This window comes from Aquiluna sp. Uisw_065, assembly GCF_047731275.1.
In the GTDB taxonomy this organism is placed as follows: Bacteria; Actinomycetota; Actinomycetes; order Actinomycetales; family Microbacteriaceae; genus Aquiluna.
On the sequence record NZ_CP159836.1, the window covers coordinates 1,357,301 to 1,372,347 of the forward strand.

The following is a 15,047-nucleotide window of genomic DNA, read 5'->3' on the forward strand; positions in this document are numbered from 1 at the left end:
GTAGTTCGTGGAATGATTCCAGCATGTTCAAAAAACACATCGTTCGATCAAGAATTTACTTCGCCGTTGCCGCTTTGGGTCTAGTGACCGCCTGGGTGCTGAATGCACTCGCGGTGACCCAAGAAGCAGACTACCTCAATGCCTGGTTTGGGTCCTACGTGGATTGGGTGCTGTCTCTAGATTTGCTAGTGGTTGGAATCGCGGTCATCACCTTCATGTTGGTTGAAGCAAGGCGTTTGGGCATGAAGCGGGTTTGGCTTTATTTCCTGCTCTCGGGAATCACCGCAATGGCCTTTACTTTCCCTTTGTTCATGGCCTTTAGGGAAAGAAAACTTCTAGAGCGCCGCCTTGCCGGCGGCTCAATGGAGAAATTCGAGTTTGATAACCACCGCGTTGATGTTTGGTCGCCACGGGAAATCCACCCTTCCACACCGATTCTGGTGATTCACGATGGCAAGAACATCTTCGATGAGGGTGATTCTCATACCGGCAAAACCTGGGGCATGCTTACAGCTTTGCGCGAAGAATTGAGGGGGAACCCCCCGATAGTAATTGGGGTCTGGGGGCTCAGCGACGACACCAGAATTAGGGAACTAAGCCCGCAGTCAATAGTTGAATCAAATACCAATAAGTGCTGGGAACATGTCCCAGAGAGATACGCGACCACTGGCAGAGACTCCTTCGGTGATCAATATGTTTCGTTGCTGGCCGATGCAATCGTGCCTTTTGTTCAAACCCGTTACGGAATCACACCCAACTTCAAGACCACTGCGGTCATGGGGGGAAGCATGGGAGGACTGATGTCGCTTTATGCCATGGCCAAGCGGCAGGATGTCTTTGGCACCGCGATCTGCTTCTCCACGCATTGGATATTCGGCAGCGAGCTAATGGTGAAGGAACTCGTTGGGTTATTGCCGGAGCCCGGAGAGCATCGGGTTTGGACAGACACCGGCACGATTGAACTGGACCAGCACTACCCACCGTTTCATAACATGGCAATGGCAGCCCTCAGGGACCGAGGCTACCGGGAGCCGGATGACCTAATTGGCGGAATCTACCCAAACAGCGGGCATCACGAGCTTTACTGGTCTAGAAGGGTGGCAGATGCTCTGAACTGGTGGCTTCGAGCTGAGCCCCTGACATAAACCGGACCACATCTGAATCAACCATCACGTCTCTAATCAGAACCGCGCGAGTTAGATAGAGACCGCCCAATGTTCTGACTCGGCTAAGGCCGACGTATGTTTGACCCGGTGAGAATGCCCCCCTGCCCATGTCGATCTGAACCTCGTCATAGGTTTGACCTTGAGATTTATGAATAGTGACCGCCCATGCTAAGCGAAGCGGAATCTGCTTGAACTCGGCAAGCGTTACCGGCACTAGCGTCTCTTTGGCCTCGCCTGTTGATTCGTTAAAGCCTTCTTCGACCTCGTAGCGAATCTTTTCCCAGGTCGCAGGTCCAACCTCTAGTTGCTCGCCGTCAACATCAACTACTACCAAGCCCGACTTCGGAAGTGCAACAACTCGGCCAATGGTCCCATTCACCCAGCGTCTGATCGCTGAACCATTTGAGGTCTTATTGTTGCTGGCGTCATCGTTTTTAATAAACATCACTTGAGCGCCGACCTTGAGAGTCAATTCTGTCTCCGCAGGGAGTGCCCGCCCAAAGGCTTTTGCCGCGCCGTCGGAGTAGACAGCCTTAAAGATCTTCGGGTCAGTTTCTATCAGCTCGATGCGCTGGTGGTTGACGGCATTCACGGTCTCGTTGATTGTTGCCAGTCGAATTACATCTAAGTGCGGCGGGTAGCGGTTGCCAGCTTTATTCAAAACATCCAGCATGGCTTGGGTAACCGAGCCATCTCGGATTGCATTAAGGATTTCTTTGAAGTCGTCATCCGACTGACGGAAGATTTCAGACAGCTCGAATCGCTCTAGTTCAGAGTTTCGCCAAACATGAGCATCAAAAAACCAAAGTGACTGGTAATTCTCAGCGATGTAGTTTTTTTCCGAAGGATCACGAGGTGGGACGGGGGCTAGCTGGTAGGGGTCTCCGAACATCACTATTTGGGCGCCACCAAATGGCTCGTTCTTCCTACCCCTTGCGATTCTAAGAGCCCGGTCAATCCCGTCCATCAAGTCGGCAGACACCATTGAAATTTCGTCAATTACCAGCATGTCCAACGCTCGAAGAATTTCACGAGTTCGCTTATTCAGGTGCCTTGCAATCTCGACTTCACCGAGCAGGCCAATTGGGAAAGTGAATAGCGAGTGGATGGTAACTCCGCCCACATTCAATGCCGCTACGCCGGTTGGAGCGCAAACCGCGAAAGACTTTTCGGTATTGGCTGTCAGGTGTGAAAGAAGGGTCGATTTGCCCGTGCCGGCGCGGCCGGTGACAAAGACGTTACTGCTTGATTGCTCGATGTATTCAAAAAGAGACTGTTGCTCTTGGCTCAAATCAATAATCACTAGTGCTTGTCTCTCGTTTTACTCAGACTATCAAGCATTTGGTTGTAATCCTCAAGGTCCCGGTTACCACTGCGATCAGATGCTCGATCTAGTCGCTTGCGCTCTCGATCATCAGACTTTGACCACTGGGTGACAACTATCAGGGCTATGACGATAGTAGGTATTTCACCGACTCCCCATGCAAAAGCGCCGCCAATGGCCTGATCCGCCAATGGGTCATCGCCCCAGGTTCTACCCATCGCGCCAAACCAGTCGGCCAGCAGCAAGCTTTTTTCGTTCATAAGACCGAGCCCAAAGAAAGCGTGAAAAGCCATTGTTCCGATCAAGAGCATTAGCTTTATCGGATAACCGGTTCTGTGTGGCTGAGGATCAACACCCATCAGAGACTGCACGAAAAGATAGCCGGTAATCAAGAAGTGAATCAACATCCACTGATGTCCTATGTGCTCTTCTGTTGCCCACCGAAATAGCGGCGTGTAGTAAAACATCACGAGTGACAGTGCGAAGTTCAGACCAGCGAATAATGGGTGGGAGACAAACCAAGCAAAAGGTGTGTGAACAGCCCAAAGCACCCACTCCCTCATGCCCCATGAGCCATCCTTACGCGGAGCCTGTGCTCTGGATAGCAACGTGACAGGAGCTCCTGGAACCAGCAGGACAGGAACCATCATCGATAGGACCATGTGCCCAACCATGTGAACGCTAAATAGGTACTCCTGGTAAGCGTTCATCGCACCGTTAGTTACATAAAGCAAAACCAGCATTCCGGAGACAAAAGAAATAGTTCTAACCAGTGGCCACTTATCCCCGCGCTTATGCAGCACGCTGACGCCGTAGAGATAAAGCGCAATTGCCCCAAGGGACACGCTCATCCACAACACATCAATATCCCAGACCGTGACCCAAGCAAGGTCGGTGAGCTCCGGAGGTAATGTGTCACCGGTGAGGATCTCGGCCGGAGTTAGTGGCACAAACTCTGCAGCGTCCAGCGGAGTCTGGGTTCTGGCTAGTGCCGTCCCCATTCCAACCGCCAACCCCATTACCGCCAACTCGAAAATTGCCAGTCGCCAAAAACTAACTGAGCGTTCAGCAAGCTTCTTCACCAGCCCAAGCCGGTGTCGGGCTCCAAAGAGCCCCAGTACCACCAACAGCGAGGCTTTCAGCATCAGTAGCAGCCCGTAGCTAGAAAATAAATCTGCTGGCTCGTAGAGCCTGATGATGCCTGAGGTCACTCCGGAAACCGCGACCATGATGAACGCTACAAACGCCAAGGTGCTGTATCTAGAAACCAGCACTGCTGTTCGCTGGTTATCGCCTTTGAAAACGGCATACAAGGCAATAAGCCCGCCAACCCAAATGCTGATGCCGACCAGGTGCATCAAAAGCGAGTTCACCGCAAGCGCGTGACCCGCATCGGCAGAAGCGTGCCCGGATGCAGCCAAGGGGTAAAGGCCCGCGATGGCGATTGCTGCATTCACCGCATTCATCCGTCGGCCATTAAAAGCAAGTGTGGAAAGGCTCAGCAGAAACGCAAAACCTAGATTCCAAACCAAAAGTGTCCCAAGTTCAATCTCGGTTGCAAACAACCACAGGCCATCGGAAAATGTTGAGCCGTAGGAAATAGCTGAGCCCGAGACGCTTAGGTAGGTCATAACGAAGTTGACAGCGGCAGCACCTACCCAGAGGGCTGCAGCCGCGCTGGCAACTCGAGATAGTTTCGACCGCTCCTCTTCGTTCCCGGCGAATGCTGAAAGCACCAAAGACCCCACTGTGGTTGCCATCGCAAAGTTCATAACCAGCTTGGCAAATGGGGCTCCCCAGCGAACTACAGGACCTGGGTCAGAGAACTGAAGTGGACCCGCACCGCCGGCAATGACCAGGCCAACAACAACGCTTAGTAGACCCGCAGCAAGGACGACAGCTATTGCCTGCAGGGCGTGATTAGAGGTTTTTAGCGTCACCTACCGAGCCTCGGGAAAAACCGCGGTGTCCTCTCGGAGTATTTTTTGTATTCTGGGTATCGCTCGCGCAACATCGATTCCTCGAAATCCGCCTTGTTTCCAAGCAGCACATAAAGCAGCATCACGACAATGATCTGTGGCCAGTAGCCGGCATCGAGCATCACTCCAAGGCTCATCACAAGTAAACCAAAATAAATCGGGTGCCTAACCCGTGAGTAGATTCCGTGGGTAACAAGGGTCCCATTGTCTTTAGGGATCGCAAGGGCGGTTAGAGAATTGCCCAGACTGATAAAGCTAACCAACAACACACCTGAGCCAAGAGAGATCAGGGTCACTCCAAACACGCCAATAATTTCACTGGCAGCGCCGTAAGGAGATCTTTGTCTGGGTGACAACAACAACAGCGCAATTAGCAAGAATTGCATAAAAACCAAAGTGTAGGAGCGAGACTTGCTATTCATGCCTACAAGCCTATTCCAGAGAAACGAAAAAGCAGCGCCTAATCAAAGACGCCGCTTCTAGGTTAAATACTTGAGTTACTTGACTGACGCCTTTAGCTTGCTGCCTGCTGAAACCTTTACGGTGTTAGCTGCTGCAATCTGAATGGTTGCGCCGGTCTGTGGGTTACGGCCCGCACGTGCTGCACGGTGACCCTTTGAGACGCTTAGGTAACCAGGAATGGTGACCTTGTCGCCTGATGCTATTGATGCGCCGATGGTGTCAAACATTGCGTCGATAACTCGGCTTACTGCTGCCTGAGATTCTCCGGTGTGTTGTGCAACTGCGGCAACTAGCTCGCTCTTGTTCATATGGTCCTCCTGGACAATTTGTGGACAGTTATGTCCTAATCAACTTATAGCCCCTGCGCCGGTGTCAATGCTCTCGCCTCGGCGTGTTGCGCGCTTAGATTTCCGCCAGTTTTAGGGGATGTAGGCACTTTTATGGCTTTTTGGAGAGAAATTACCCCCGCTCAGGATTTAGCTACCAAGATTCGGAAGTAGTTTCCGCTCCTCCTGCGCCAACGGGCCCACCGGCTAAAACAAAAAATCCCGTCCACCTTGGCTTTGGCCTAGGCAGACGGGATTAGTTATGAAAAGTATTTACCAGCTTGACTTGGTGATACCCGGAAGCTCACCCTTGTGCGCCATATCGCGGAAACGAACACGGCTGATACCGAACTTGGATAGCACTCCGCGTGGACGACCGTCAATTAGGTCACGGCTACGAACGCGCACTGGGCTTGCGTTTCTAGGAAGCTTCTGAAGCCCCACTCGGGCTGCTTCTTTCTGCGCGACGGTTGAGGCTGGGTCAACCAAAGCCTTCTTTAGTTCTAGACGCTTTACTGCGTAGCGCTCAACAATTACCTTGCGCTGCTCGTTACGAGCTATCTTCGACTTCTTTGCCATGTGTTTAGCGCTCCTCGCGGAATTCGACGTGCTTACGCACTACTGGGTCGTACTTCTTCAGACTGATTCGGTCTGGGTCGTTACGACGGTTCTTCTTAGTTACATATGTAAAGCCTGTGCCCGCAGTGGACTTCAGCTTGATGATTGGACGTACGTCCTTATCCTTGGCCATCTATTACTTCCTAGATCTTCTGGCCGCGAGAGACCATCTCGGAGATTACCGAGTCGATACCGCGAACGTCGATTGTCTTGATGCCCTTCACAGAAAGGGTCAAAGTAACCTTTCGTCCCAATGAAGGAACGAAGTAAGTCTTCTTTTGGATGTTCGGGTCAAAACGACGCTTGGTCTTGTTCTGGGCGTGCGAAACTTTGTGACCGAACTGCGGTCCTGTTTGCGTCACCTGGCAGTACGCTGCCATGTTTCCTCCTAAGGGCGTGTTTTCCCGAAGCTAATGATTTGGGTTTGAGCGGGCCGGAGCCCGTGCAACCATGCAAGTTTAGGAGGCTCGGGCACTCAAAAGCAAGTCCTGAATCAAGAAAATCAAGCCGACATGCCACATTTTTCACAAATACCGAAAAGTTCGATGCTGTGGGCAACATCTTTGTAGCCGTGTTTGATAGCTAAAGCGGTCACTTCAGACTCAAAGCCATCAAGGTCAAATTCCACTGCGGTTCCGCACTTTCGGCAAATCAAGTGGTGATGGTGCTCGTTACTGCAGACCCGATAAAGCATTTCGTTGTCTTCGCCGGCCAAAACATCAGCCTGACCAGCTTCGACCAGATCCGTCAGTGCTCGGTAAACCGTTGTTAGTCCCAATTTTTGACCTGATGAGAAAAGTTTGTGGTGCAGTTCTTGGGCGGAAACAAAGACTTGATCTTGGTTCAAGGCCTCAAAGACCGCTGTTTTCTGCCAAGTGGCCCTTCGCTGAGTCATGCTCGCACCACTGCCTTCTCCTTTACCCCTTTGGACTTCACGAAAGCTATCAGGCGTGCAATCAGGTAAATCAAGAACGAAATGGTCGTCACGTAAGGGCTAATTGGCAATCCACCGCCAAGGGCAAGCAGAATTCCACCCAACATCGCCACCAGTGCGAATGAAACACTTAAGACCGGAACCCAGAGCTGACTCTTGCTCAATCGAAGCGCGGCTGCAGCCGGCGTGACAAGGAGCGCGAGGACCAACAGCGCCCCGACAACCTGAACCGCAGCTGCAACAGCAAGACCTAGAACCAGCACAAACACAATTCCAAGAGCCTTGGTGTTTACCCCCCTAGCGGCGGCAACCTCGGCATCGAGCGTTGCAAACAAAAGCGGCCGCCACATAATCACCAGCAAGGTAAGCACCACGGCACTTATGACCGTAAGGGAGGCAAGCTTTGGGTCATCCACGGCAACTATCTGACCTGTAAGCAAACCAAATTTATTCGCCGCTCTACCCGGATAAAGAGCCAGAGCAAGAATTCCGATACCAAGGCCAAAGGGCATCAGCACCGCCACAATTGAATTTCGATCCTTTGACTTGTCTCCCAACAGAGAAAGAATCAGCGCCGCAATCATCGACCCGATAACCGATCCGAATACCACGTCAAAACCAAACAGCAAGAAAATCGCTGCTCCGGCAAAAGAAAGCTCGGAAATTCCGTGGACGGCGAAGGACAGCTCTCGGTTCATTACAAAAACACCAACCAGGCCACCCACAAGGGCCAGCAATACCCCCGCCCACAGCGAGTTAGTAACCAGCGGGATTAGCCGGTCATAGTCTGAGAAGTCAAAAACGTCGGAGAACTCCATCACAACCACTCTTCGTCATCGTGGTGGTTGTGATCGTGGGCCCCAAGAACCACGATTCGTCCTTGGTTTCTAACTACGTCGATCTCGGTTCCGTAAAGATTGGAGAGCACCTCGGACTGCATTACTTCATCGGTTGTTCCGATTTCGTATCGCCCCTGCGCTAAGTAAAGAACCCGGTCGACATAGTCTGCAATTGGGTTCAGATCGTGGGTCACAAACAGCACCGCAGAGCCCTGCTTTTTAGCCTGGTCGGCAATCAGACCGCTAACTATTTGTTGATGGTTTAGATCTAGCGCACTAAGCGGCTCATCGGCCAGGATCAGTTTGGGCTTAGAAATAATCGCCTGCGCCACCCGAACTCTTTGCGTCTCGCCGCCGGAAAGCTCAACGATTGGCTTGTCCGCTAGGTCTAGGGCGTCGACCTGTTCAAGAGCGCCTAAAACAAGCTGCTTGGTTTTTTTGCTTGACAGTGGCAAACCAAAACGATGCCCGTCTAGGCCAAGACGAACAGAGTCGAAGACTCTAAGCGGTAGTTGGGAATCCGTGGACCGATGTTGAGGGATGTAGCCAATCTTGGTGCTACCCGCAGCGGAGCGTTTCCCAAGAAACTCAATCGAGCCCGAGGTAAGTCCCTGTTGGCGAAGGATCGATTTCAAGAGCATCGACTTGCCGGATCCGTTTGCCCCAATTAGCGCAATGAACTCTCCGGGCTCGATAGCAAAATCTAGACCTTGCCAGATAACCCGATCATCGAACCGGAGAGTCGCATTTTGGACGCTTAGGACTGCTGTCATTTAGTAAATCGCCTGTTGAAGTCGATCAATAACTGATGCCATCCAATCCAAGTAGTCCAGGTCTTCACTCGGAATTACTTCGCTGAGTGCAACAACTGGAGTCCCGACCGATTCGGCCATTTTCACTAGGTCCGCCGAAACTGCATCTTGAACCTGAGTATTGGTGACAAGTAGCACCACAAGCTTGTTCTTTATCAAGGTTCTGGCCTCATCGGCGGCTGTTAGAGGAACATCGCGCTCTTCCTCAATTGCATCGGCAAGACTCTGCGGAGTCAAATTTTCAAAACCGGCATCAGTAAGCATTAGGTTTCCAACGCCCTCAACTGCAATCACACCTAAGCCCAAAGCTCGATCCCTTAGTGAATCGACTCGAAGCTGAAGGTTTTCAAGCTCGGATGCGAAGAAATCGTAGTTCTGATTCACATCGTCAAAGGCTTCTGGTCTGAGTTCATTGATCGCCTCGGCTATCAAATCGGCAGCCTCTGCGACAGCGTGAAGGTCATACCAAATGTGTTCGTTCTCATGTGTATCGACCGCAGCGGCCTCAGCAGCCTCAGCATCGGTGGCTTCGTGGTCATCTTCGGTGTGACCATGCTCGCCTTCAACTAGTTCCAAAAATATTCTGTCGCCATCGGTTGCAGAAACTAACTGCTCCATGAATTCGTCGTAGCCGCCGCCATTGGCAATTACTAACTCGGCATCTTGAATTGCCAGCTGGTCTCTGGCGGTTGCCTCGTAGGAGTGAGGGTCTTGGGCGACGTTATCAATAATTGCCGTTACTTCCACCCAGTCACCGCCGATAATCTCTATGATGCTTGCCCAAACGTTGGTGGATGCCACAACCTTGATGGTCCCGGTCATTCCCTCTCTAGTCAGGCTTGAGTCCTGGTCGGGGGTTGCTGAAGCTTCAGGCTCCTCGCTATTGGAAAAGAAGGTCAGTGCTGAAATGACAAGGGCAAGGGCGGCTACAGCTGCAAGAACGGCCCAAATGATTTTCTTCACTAGCGGATTCATGGTGCGATACTAGCGCCTAATGAAAACGATTGTCAATACCATTTAGTCAAGCAGTAGGGCTGGCTCCTCCATGACGCTGGCCACATCCTGCACGAACCTGGAAGCAACATCACCATCAACGACCCGGTGGTCAAAAGTCGCACCGATAGTTGTCACCTGTCGGACCACAATCTCGTCGTCAACAACCCATGGCTTTTTGCGAATAGAGCCAAGGGCAACAATTCCAACCTCACCCGGGTTCAAAATCGGGGTTCCGGTGTCAACACCAAAAACACCGATGTTGGTGACGGTGATTGTCCCGTCCTGCATGTCCTCAGGCGTGGTCTTGCCTTCTCTGGCAGTTGCAGCAAGCTTTTCGATTGCTGTTGCGAGCTCGATCATGTTCATTGCGTCCGCGTCTTTGATGTTCGGAACTATCAAACCCCGCGGGGTTGCCGCCGCGATGCCTAGGTTCACAAAGTAGTGAACGATAATCTCGGTGTCTGACCATGTCGAATTCACCATTCGGTTTCTTCTGGCGGCCCAGATTATGGCCTTGGCCATGATCAAAAGTGGTGTTACTTTGACGCCGGCAAAATCAACCGATGCCTTTAGGCGCTTTACGTATTCCATGGTTCTAGTCGCATCTACATCAACAAAGATGCTCACGTGGGGAGCAGTGAATGCGCTTTTGACCATTGCGGAGGCAATCACCTTGCGCATGCCCTTGACTGGGATCCGCTCTTCTCGTTCGGAGGAAACTGCCGGCGTGGTTAGGTTTTTGAAAACGCTGGCCTGACTAGCACTGGAAACAACGTCATCCCTGGTTATTTCACCCCGCGTTCCCGAGCCGTTAACTACCGCCAAGTTCACGCCGAGTTCCTTGGCTAACTTTCTGATTGGTGGCTTGGCAATGATTGCGTCCGAAGCCATAGCCGCGGCGCTCACCATAGCCACCGGCACCGCAGTTGCTGTGGCGGCTGGCCTTACGGGCCGTCCTCTGCGGGATTTGGCTTCGCCAGCATCTCCGTAGCCAACCAAAGTTGGGATCTTATATTCGGCTCCGGTGTCCTCTACTTGAGCAAGCGCAGGATGGGGGCCTGGCTTGTCCGCCACCAGCATCGGCGAATCGCCTGTGACTCGGACTGAAATGATTGGGGTGCCAACTTCGACGGTGTCGCCAACCTGAACCAAGAGCTCATCTACTTCACCCTCGAAAGGACATGGCAGTTCGACAATTGATTTCGCGGTTTCTATTTCGCAGATCGTCTGATTGATCGTGACATGGTCTCCCGGAGCTACGAGCCAGCTAACCATCTCGGCCTCGGTTAGCCCTTCGCCGACATCAGGCAGTGGGAACTTCGCAATAGTCATTTTGAAACTCCCTAGTAGGCCAGAGACCTGTCGATAGCCTCAAGAATACGGTCTGCATCAGGCAAAAAAGCTTCTTCTAGCTTCGCAGGTGGATACGGAGTGTCAAAACCACCGACGCGTATTACCGGAGCTTCTAGGTTGTAGAAGGCCTCGTTGGAAATACGAGCCGCTATTTCGCTAGAGAGCGAAACGTTCGTTGGAGCCTCGTGGACAATTACCGCCCTTGAAGTCTTCTTCACCGAAGCCATGATTGTTGGGTAATCAATAGGAGACAGTGACCTGAGATCAATCACCTCGATGCTCACGCCTTCTTCAGCGCCGATTTCCGCAGCCTGAAGTGCAGCCGTGACCATCGGTCCGTAGGCCAAAAGCGTGACCTGGGTGCCCTCGAGCATGACTCTTGCATTGTGAAGGGGCATTGGCGCAGTATCAAGATTTACCGGGCCTTTTTGCCAATAGCGGCGTTTTGGCTCCAGCATGATCACCGGGTCCGAAGACTCGATAGCCTGCTGCATCATCCAATAGGCGTCGTTTGGATTCGAGGGTGTGACAACTCTCAAGCCAGGCGTGTGGGCAAAATATGCTTCTGGGCTCTCAGAGTGGTGCTCAACAGCGCCGATTCCACCGCCGTAAGGAATCCTAATAACCACCGGCATCTGCATTGAACCCTCGGACCGGTAGGTGAGTTTCGCGAGCTGGCTTGTGATCTGGTTAAAGGCTGGGAACACGAAACCGTCGAACTGAATCTCTACAACTGGGCGATAACCACGCATGGCCAGTCCGATTGCGGTTCCAACGATTCCAGACTCCGCAATGGGGGTATTAAATATTCTGCTTTGGCCAAACTCTTTATAAAGCCCCTCGGTAACCCGGAAGACTCCACCGAGTTCTGCAACGTCTTCGCCAAACATTAGAACTTTTTCGTTCTTCATCATCGCCTGCTGAAGGCCTGCGTTTAGGGCTTTTGAGATTGCCATGTCCTTGTAGCTACTCATGGTCACCCATACGGGCCTCGTAAGCCTCGAGCCAGGCTCGCTGTTTGTCAATTTCGGGGTGCTGCTCTGTGTAGACGTGGTTGAAGATATTTCCTAGTGGGGGATCCTCGAGAGCGAAGGTCTCTGCGCGAATTTTTTTCGCTAGATCGTCTCCAGCGACTTTTACCTCTTCGAAGAAGTCATCGCCGATGCCTTGCCTGCGCAAGAAGATTTCGAATCGCTTGATCGGATCCTTAGCTTTCCACTCATCAACTTCTGCTTCTTCCCGATATTTGCTCGGGTCATCCGATGTCGTGTGGGCACCAATTCGGTAGGTGAGTGCCTCCAGCAAGAACGGGCCTTGTCCGGACCTAGCGTTATCCATGTGAAGCCTGGTTGCCGCGTAACAGGCCAAAACATCATTGCCGTCTATGCGCATTCCTGGAACACCGAAGCCTTCGCCCCGGGTGTAAAGAGGAACCTTGGTTTGACTGTCAATGTGAGAAGAAATTGCCCACTGATTGTTTTGAATAAAGAAGACAATCGGGGATTCATTGACCGCTGCAAACAATAAGCCTTCGGAAACGTCGCCCTCTGCGGTTGCGCCGTCTCCGAAATAAGAGATGACGGCTAGATCTTTGTCGCGGTCTCCGGTGCCAACTTTGCCATCCAGCTTCACGCCCATTGCATAGCCGACCGCATGCAGAACCTGGGTCGCAAGAACAATCGCGTAGTGGTGAAAACGGGTTTCTTCTGGGTCCCAACCGCCGTGGTTAACTCCACGCATCATTTTCAGAATCGAGATCAGTTCAACTCCGTGAGTCAGAGCGACACCGTGCTCTCGATAGCTTGGAAAGATGTGATCATTTTTACCGACGGCGTGGCCTGAACCAATTTGAGCGCCCTCTTGGCCAATGGCTGGAACCCAAAGACCCAGCTGACCTTGACGTTGCAAAGCGGTTGCTTCGATGTCAAACCTGCGAATGCGAGCCATGTCGGTATAGAGGATTTTGAGAGTGTCTTGATCAAGCCCCTCAATTATTTTTCCGTACGCCTCATAGCCTTTGGGCACGCCGTAGGTTCCGTCGGGAGCTAAAAGCTGCAACATTGGTGGCTGATTTTCGAGGTTCACGCCCCCTAATTTAGCTCTTTTACTGAAAGAATTGCCCGATGTTGCGATTTCTGGTTAGCACAATTGTTAATGCCGTCGGTCTATGGGTTGCCACCTCGGTGGTCCCACAAGTTCAACTAACCCCCTACGGCGGCAGTGGTTTCTGGAACATAGCAGGTTCGTTCCTAATGGTTGGCGCGGTCTTTGGGCTGGTTAACGCAATTATTTCTCCGGTAATAAAAATTATTGCCTTCCCGCTTTACATCATCACCTTTGGCCTTATCGCTTTTGTTATCAATGGCGCTCTGCTGTTACTCGTGGCTTGGCTAAGCACCGTAATTGGGGTGGATGTCTTCAGCATCGATGGATTCACCTCTGAAGGTCTAGAAATTGAGTCCCTGGGTTGGGCAATTTTGGCTGCGATAGTCATGAGTATTGCGAGCTTCTTCACCAGGGCAGTACTGAAGGTATTGAAAATCCGCTAGCCAATTGGGCTCTTAAAATAACCAACACTTGGATACTTGAAGTGTGCTCAGTCCCCAATTACGGCAAAATAGAGCCGTGACTCTTTCTTCGCAACCCCTAAGCCCTTTGGATGGCCGCTACCTATCTCAGGTTAGGGAGCTCGGCGAGCACCTCAGTGAGGCCGGTCTCAACAGAGCCAGGGTATTAGTCGAAGTTGAGTGGCTGATTTGGCTGGTTGAGAGGGATCTTCTCGGAACAGGTAAAACGCTCTCCCTCGAAGAAAAAACCAAACTGCGTGATTTAGTGACAAATTTTTCAGACGCCTCCGTCACGGAACTCGCCGAAATCGAGGCAACTACTCGCCATGACGTCAAGGCAGTGGAGTATTTCGTGAGGAACGCTCTAACGGCTATGAAGCGTGACGATCTAGCAGAACTGGTTCACTTCGCCTGCACCTCAGAGGATATAAACAACCTCAGCTACGCAATAACCGTCCACGATGCCCTCGAGCGCGTATGGTTGCCGCGAGCCAAGGACACGATCGTAAAGATCTCGAGGATGGCCAAGGAAATGGCAGCCATTCCGATGCTTTCAAGGACTCACGGACAACCCGCAACCCCAACCACGATGGGCAAGGAGCTGGCGGTATTCGCCCACAGACTCAAACGACAGACCACAAAAGCCGCTGGTCAGCAGATTCTGGGTAAGTTTTCCGGAGCAACCGGAACTTTCGCTGCCCATTTAGCCGCAGCGCCGAATGTTAACTGGGCCAAAGAATCAAAAGAATTTGTTGAACACCTAGGTTTTGACTGGAATCCACTCACAACCCAAATCGAATCCCACGATTGGCAGGCTGAGCTTTACGCAACCATCAGCCACTTCAACAGAATTCTCCACAACCTTGCCACCGATGTTTGGACCTACATATCGATTGGATACTTCAAGCAGATACCGGTTGCCGGGGCCACTGGGTCATCAACAATGCCCCACAAAATAAACCCGATTCGCTTCGAAAATGCCGAGGCGAACCTCGAGCTTTCCTGCGCAGTGCTTGATTCTCTGGCTCAAACCCTTGTCACCTCAAGAATGCAGCGTGACCTAACTGATTCCAGTGCTCAGCGAAACATTGGCGTTGGTTTTGGCCATTCAGTGCTAGCAATCGACAATGTGAACCGCGGTCTAGACGAAATAGCCATTAGCGAAGGTGTGCTCATGGCTGACCTTCTTGAAAACTGGGAAGTCCTGGGCGAGGCCATTCAAACGGCGATAAGAGCTGATGTGGCTCGCGGCGAGTCGCAGATTGTCGACCCTTACGCTCTTCTGAAAGAGCTGACGCGGGGCAAGAGTGTTGGCGAAGATGAGCTTTTGGCCTTTGTTAATGACCTAGAGGTGTCCGAAACAACAAAAGCCCGACTGCTAAAGCTCAAGCCGCAAACTTACGTAGGCCTCGCCGAGGCTCTCACAAAGCACCTAGAGAGCTAAGCTCCCGAGGCAGTTATCGAAGACGCGGCTTGTTTGGGTCCGGGTCATCGGGCTTGAAACTGAGATCAAGCGTGGCAATAATTACAAGCGAGACTATAAAGGTCACTAGACCCCAAATAATCGCCTGTTCAACAAATCTGGTTCCGAAAAGAACGATGACCCCAACAAACAGGGCGGCAATGGTTGACATAACCATATAACCTTTAAGGTTTCCGAATCTCTTCACG

18 protein-coding genes are annotated in these 15,047 nt (G+C 51.9%); 3 read left to right on the forward strand and 15 right to left on the reverse strand.

What is annotated here, in order from left to right; translation table 11 throughout:
* The first annotated feature begins 23 nt into the window (after positions 1-23).
* Positions 24-1,145 carry a DUF2834 domain-containing protein gene (locus ABXT50_RS06850; RefSeq protein WP_415274114.1) on the forward strand — a complete coding sequence of 374 codons (1,122 nt, stop codon included), beginning with the start codon at positions 24-26 and terminating at the stop codon, positions 1,143-1,145.
* Here the strand turns inward: ABXT50_RS06850 and ABXT50_RS06855 are convergent.
* The 14 genes from ABXT50_RS06855 to ABXT50_RS06920 form a co-directional block, all read right to left on the reverse strand.
* On the reverse strand, positions 1,090-2,469 hold the full coding sequence (locus tag ABXT50_RS06855; protein ID WP_415274115.1) for an ATP-dependent DNA helicase: 1,380 nt from the start codon (positions 2,467-2,469) through the stop codon (positions 1,090-1,092). The two genes, ABXT50_RS06850 and ABXT50_RS06855, sit on opposite strands and share 56 nt — an antisense overlap.
* Positions 2,469-4,430 carry a cytochrome c oxidase assembly protein gene (locus ABXT50_RS06860; protein WP_415274116.1) on the reverse strand — a complete coding sequence of 654 codons (1,962 nt, stop codon included), beginning with the start codon at positions 4,428-4,430 and terminating at the stop codon, positions 2,469-2,471. Before ABXT50_RS06860 ends, ABXT50_RS06855 begins: the two co-directional genes overlap by 1 nt.
* Entirely contained in the window at positions 4,427-4,891 is a 465-nt protein-coding gene (locus tag ABXT50_RS06865) for a methyltransferase family protein (RefSeq protein ID WP_415274117.1), read from the reverse strand. The genes ABXT50_RS06860 and ABXT50_RS06865 overlap by 4 nt, the downstream gene beginning before the upstream one ends.
* Before the next feature lie 75 nt (positions 4,892-4,966).
* Positions 4,967-5,239 (reverse strand): HU family DNA-binding protein, encoded by a 273-nt coding sequence (locus tag ABXT50_RS06870; protein WP_415274118.1) that lies wholly within the window; start codon positions 5,237-5,239, stop codon positions 4,967-4,969.
* A gap of 291 nt (positions 5,240-5,530) precedes the next feature.
* Positions 5,531-5,836 (reverse strand): 30S ribosomal protein S14, encoded by a 306-nt coding sequence (rpsN, locus tag ABXT50_RS06875; protein ID WP_415274119.1) that lies wholly within the window; start codon positions 5,834-5,836, stop codon positions 5,531-5,533.
* A gap of 4 nt (positions 5,837-5,840) precedes the next feature.
* The gene (gene rpmG / locus ABXT50_RS06880; RefSeq protein ID WP_007540378.1) at positions 5,841-6,008 is read right to left on the reverse strand and encodes a 50S ribosomal protein L33; all 168 of its coding nucleotides are present in this window, start codon (positions 6,006-6,008) and stop codon (positions 5,841-5,843) included.
* Between the two features lie 10 nt (positions 6,009-6,018).
* Positions 6,019-6,255, reverse strand: a complete 237-nt coding sequence (gene rpmB, locus ABXT50_RS06885) for a 50S ribosomal protein L28 (protein WP_415274120.1) — start codon at positions 6,253-6,255, stop codon at positions 6,019-6,021.
* Between the two features lie 122 nt (positions 6,256-6,377).
* On the reverse strand, positions 6,378-6,770 hold the full coding sequence (locus ABXT50_RS06890; protein ID WP_415274121.1) for a Fur family transcriptional regulator: 393 nt from the start codon (positions 6,768-6,770) through the stop codon (positions 6,378-6,380).
* The gene (locus ABXT50_RS06895; RefSeq protein ID WP_415274122.1) at positions 6,767-7,627 is read right to left on the reverse strand and encodes a metal ABC transporter permease; all 861 of its coding nucleotides are present in this window, start codon (positions 7,625-7,627) and stop codon (positions 6,767-6,769) included. The genes ABXT50_RS06890 and ABXT50_RS06895 overlap by 4 nt, the downstream gene beginning before the upstream one ends.
* Positions 7,627-8,421, reverse strand: a complete 795-nt coding sequence (locus ABXT50_RS06900) for a metal ABC transporter ATP-binding protein (protein ID WP_415274123.1) — start codon at positions 8,419-8,421, stop codon at positions 7,627-7,629. The genes ABXT50_RS06895 and ABXT50_RS06900 overlap by 1 nt, the downstream gene beginning before the upstream one ends.
* Positions 8,422-9,435, reverse strand: coding sequence for a metal ABC transporter solute-binding protein, Zn/Mn family (locus ABXT50_RS06905; protein ID WP_415274124.1), 1,014 nt, complete (start codon positions 9,433-9,435; stop codon positions 8,422-8,424).
* Positions 9,436-9,477: 42 nt separating this feature from the next.
* Positions 9,478-10,788: a dihydrolipoamide acetyltransferase family protein gene (locus ABXT50_RS06910; RefSeq protein ID WP_415274125.1), complete on the reverse strand. Its 1,311-nt coding sequence runs from the start codon at positions 10,786-10,788 to the stop codon at positions 9,478-9,480.
* 11 nt (positions 10,789-10,799) lie between these two features.
* Positions 10,800-11,783, reverse strand: coding sequence for an alpha-ketoacid dehydrogenase subunit beta (locus tag ABXT50_RS06915; protein WP_415274832.1), 984 nt, complete (start codon positions 11,781-11,783; stop codon positions 10,800-10,802).
* Positions 11,776-12,894 (reverse strand): thiamine pyrophosphate-dependent dehydrogenase E1 component subunit alpha, encoded by a 1,119-nt coding sequence (locus ABXT50_RS06920; RefSeq protein ID WP_415274126.1) that lies wholly within the window; start codon positions 12,892-12,894, stop codon positions 11,776-11,778. The genes ABXT50_RS06915 and ABXT50_RS06920 overlap by 8 nt, the downstream gene beginning before the upstream one ends.
* A gap of 38 nt (positions 12,895-12,932) precedes the next feature.
* Here ABXT50_RS06920 and ABXT50_RS06925 point away from each other — a divergent pair, with 38 nt between their 5' ends.
* Together ABXT50_RS06925 and purB are read left to right on the forward strand one after the other, a co-directional pair.
* Positions 12,933-13,358 (forward strand): phage holin family protein, encoded by a 426-nt coding sequence (locus ABXT50_RS06925; protein ID WP_415274127.1) that lies wholly within the window; start codon positions 12,933-12,935, stop codon positions 13,356-13,358.
* 76 nt (positions 13,359-13,434) lie between these two features.
* Positions 13,435-14,820 (forward strand): adenylosuccinate lyase, encoded by a 1,386-nt coding sequence (purB, locus tag ABXT50_RS06930; RefSeq protein ID WP_415274128.1) that lies wholly within the window; start codon positions 13,435-13,437, stop codon positions 14,818-14,820.
* Between the two features lie 13 nt (positions 14,821-14,833).
* Here the strand turns inward: purB and ABXT50_RS06935 are convergent, their stop codons facing one another.
* A complete protein-coding gene (locus ABXT50_RS06935; RefSeq protein ID WP_415274129.1) occupies positions 14,834-15,010 on the reverse strand; it encodes a hypothetical protein in 177 nt (58 codons plus the stop codon).
* Positions 15,011-15,047: the final 37 nt, after the last annotated feature.

Coding starts and splice junctions, on each gene's coding strand:
- ABXT50_RS06850 (WP_415274114.1), top strand. CDS start 24: ATGTTCAAAAAACACATCGTTCGATCAAGAATTTACTTCGCCGTTGCC.
- ABXT50_RS06865 (WP_415274117.1), bottom strand. CDS start 4,891: ATGAATAGCAAGTCTCGCTCCTACACTTTGGTTTTTATGCAATTCTTG.
- ABXT50_RS06870 (WP_415274118.1), bottom strand. CDS start 5,239: ATGAACAAGAGCGAGCTAGTTGCCGCAGTTGCACAACACACCGGAGAA.
- rpsN (WP_415274119.1), bottom strand. CDS start 5,836: ATGGCAAAGAAGTCGAAGATAGCTCGTAACGAGCAGCGCAAGGTAATT.
- rpmG (WP_007540378.1), bottom strand. CDS start 6,008: ATGGCCAAGGATAAGGACGTACGTCCAATCATCAAGCTGAAGTCCACT.
- rpmB (WP_415274120.1), bottom strand. CDS start 6,255: ATGGCAGCGTACTGCCAGGTGACGCAAACAGGACCGCAGTTCGGTCAC.
- ABXT50_RS06890 (WP_415274121.1), bottom strand. CDS start 6,770: ATGACTCAGCGAAGGGCCACTTGGCAGAAAACAGCGGTCTTTGAGGCC.
- ABXT50_RS06895 (WP_415274122.1), bottom strand. CDS start 7,627: ATGGAGTTCTCCGACGTTTTTGACTTCTCAGACTATGACCGGCTAATC.
- ABXT50_RS06900 (WP_415274123.1), bottom strand. CDS start 8,421: ATGACAGCAGTCCTAAGCGTCCAAAATGCGACTCTCCGGTTCGATGAT.
- ABXT50_RS06905 (WP_415274124.1), bottom strand. CDS start 9,435: ATGAATCCGCTAGTGAAGAAAATCATTTGGGCCGTTCTTGCAGCTGTA.
- ABXT50_RS06910 (WP_415274125.1), bottom strand. CDS start 10,788: ATGACTATTGCGAAGTTCCCACTGCCTGATGTCGGCGAAGGGCTAACC.
- ABXT50_RS06915 (WP_415274832.1), bottom strand. CDS start 11,783: ATGAGTAGCTACAAGGACATGGCAATCTCAAAAGCCCTAAACGCAGGC.
- ABXT50_RS06925 (WP_415274127.1), top strand. CDS start 12,933: ATGTTGCGATTTCTGGTTAGCACAATTGTTAATGCCGTCGGTCTATGG.
- ABXT50_RS06935 (WP_415274129.1), bottom strand. CDS start 15,010: ATGTCAACCATTGCCGCCCTGTTTGTTGGGGTCATCGTTCTTTTCGGA.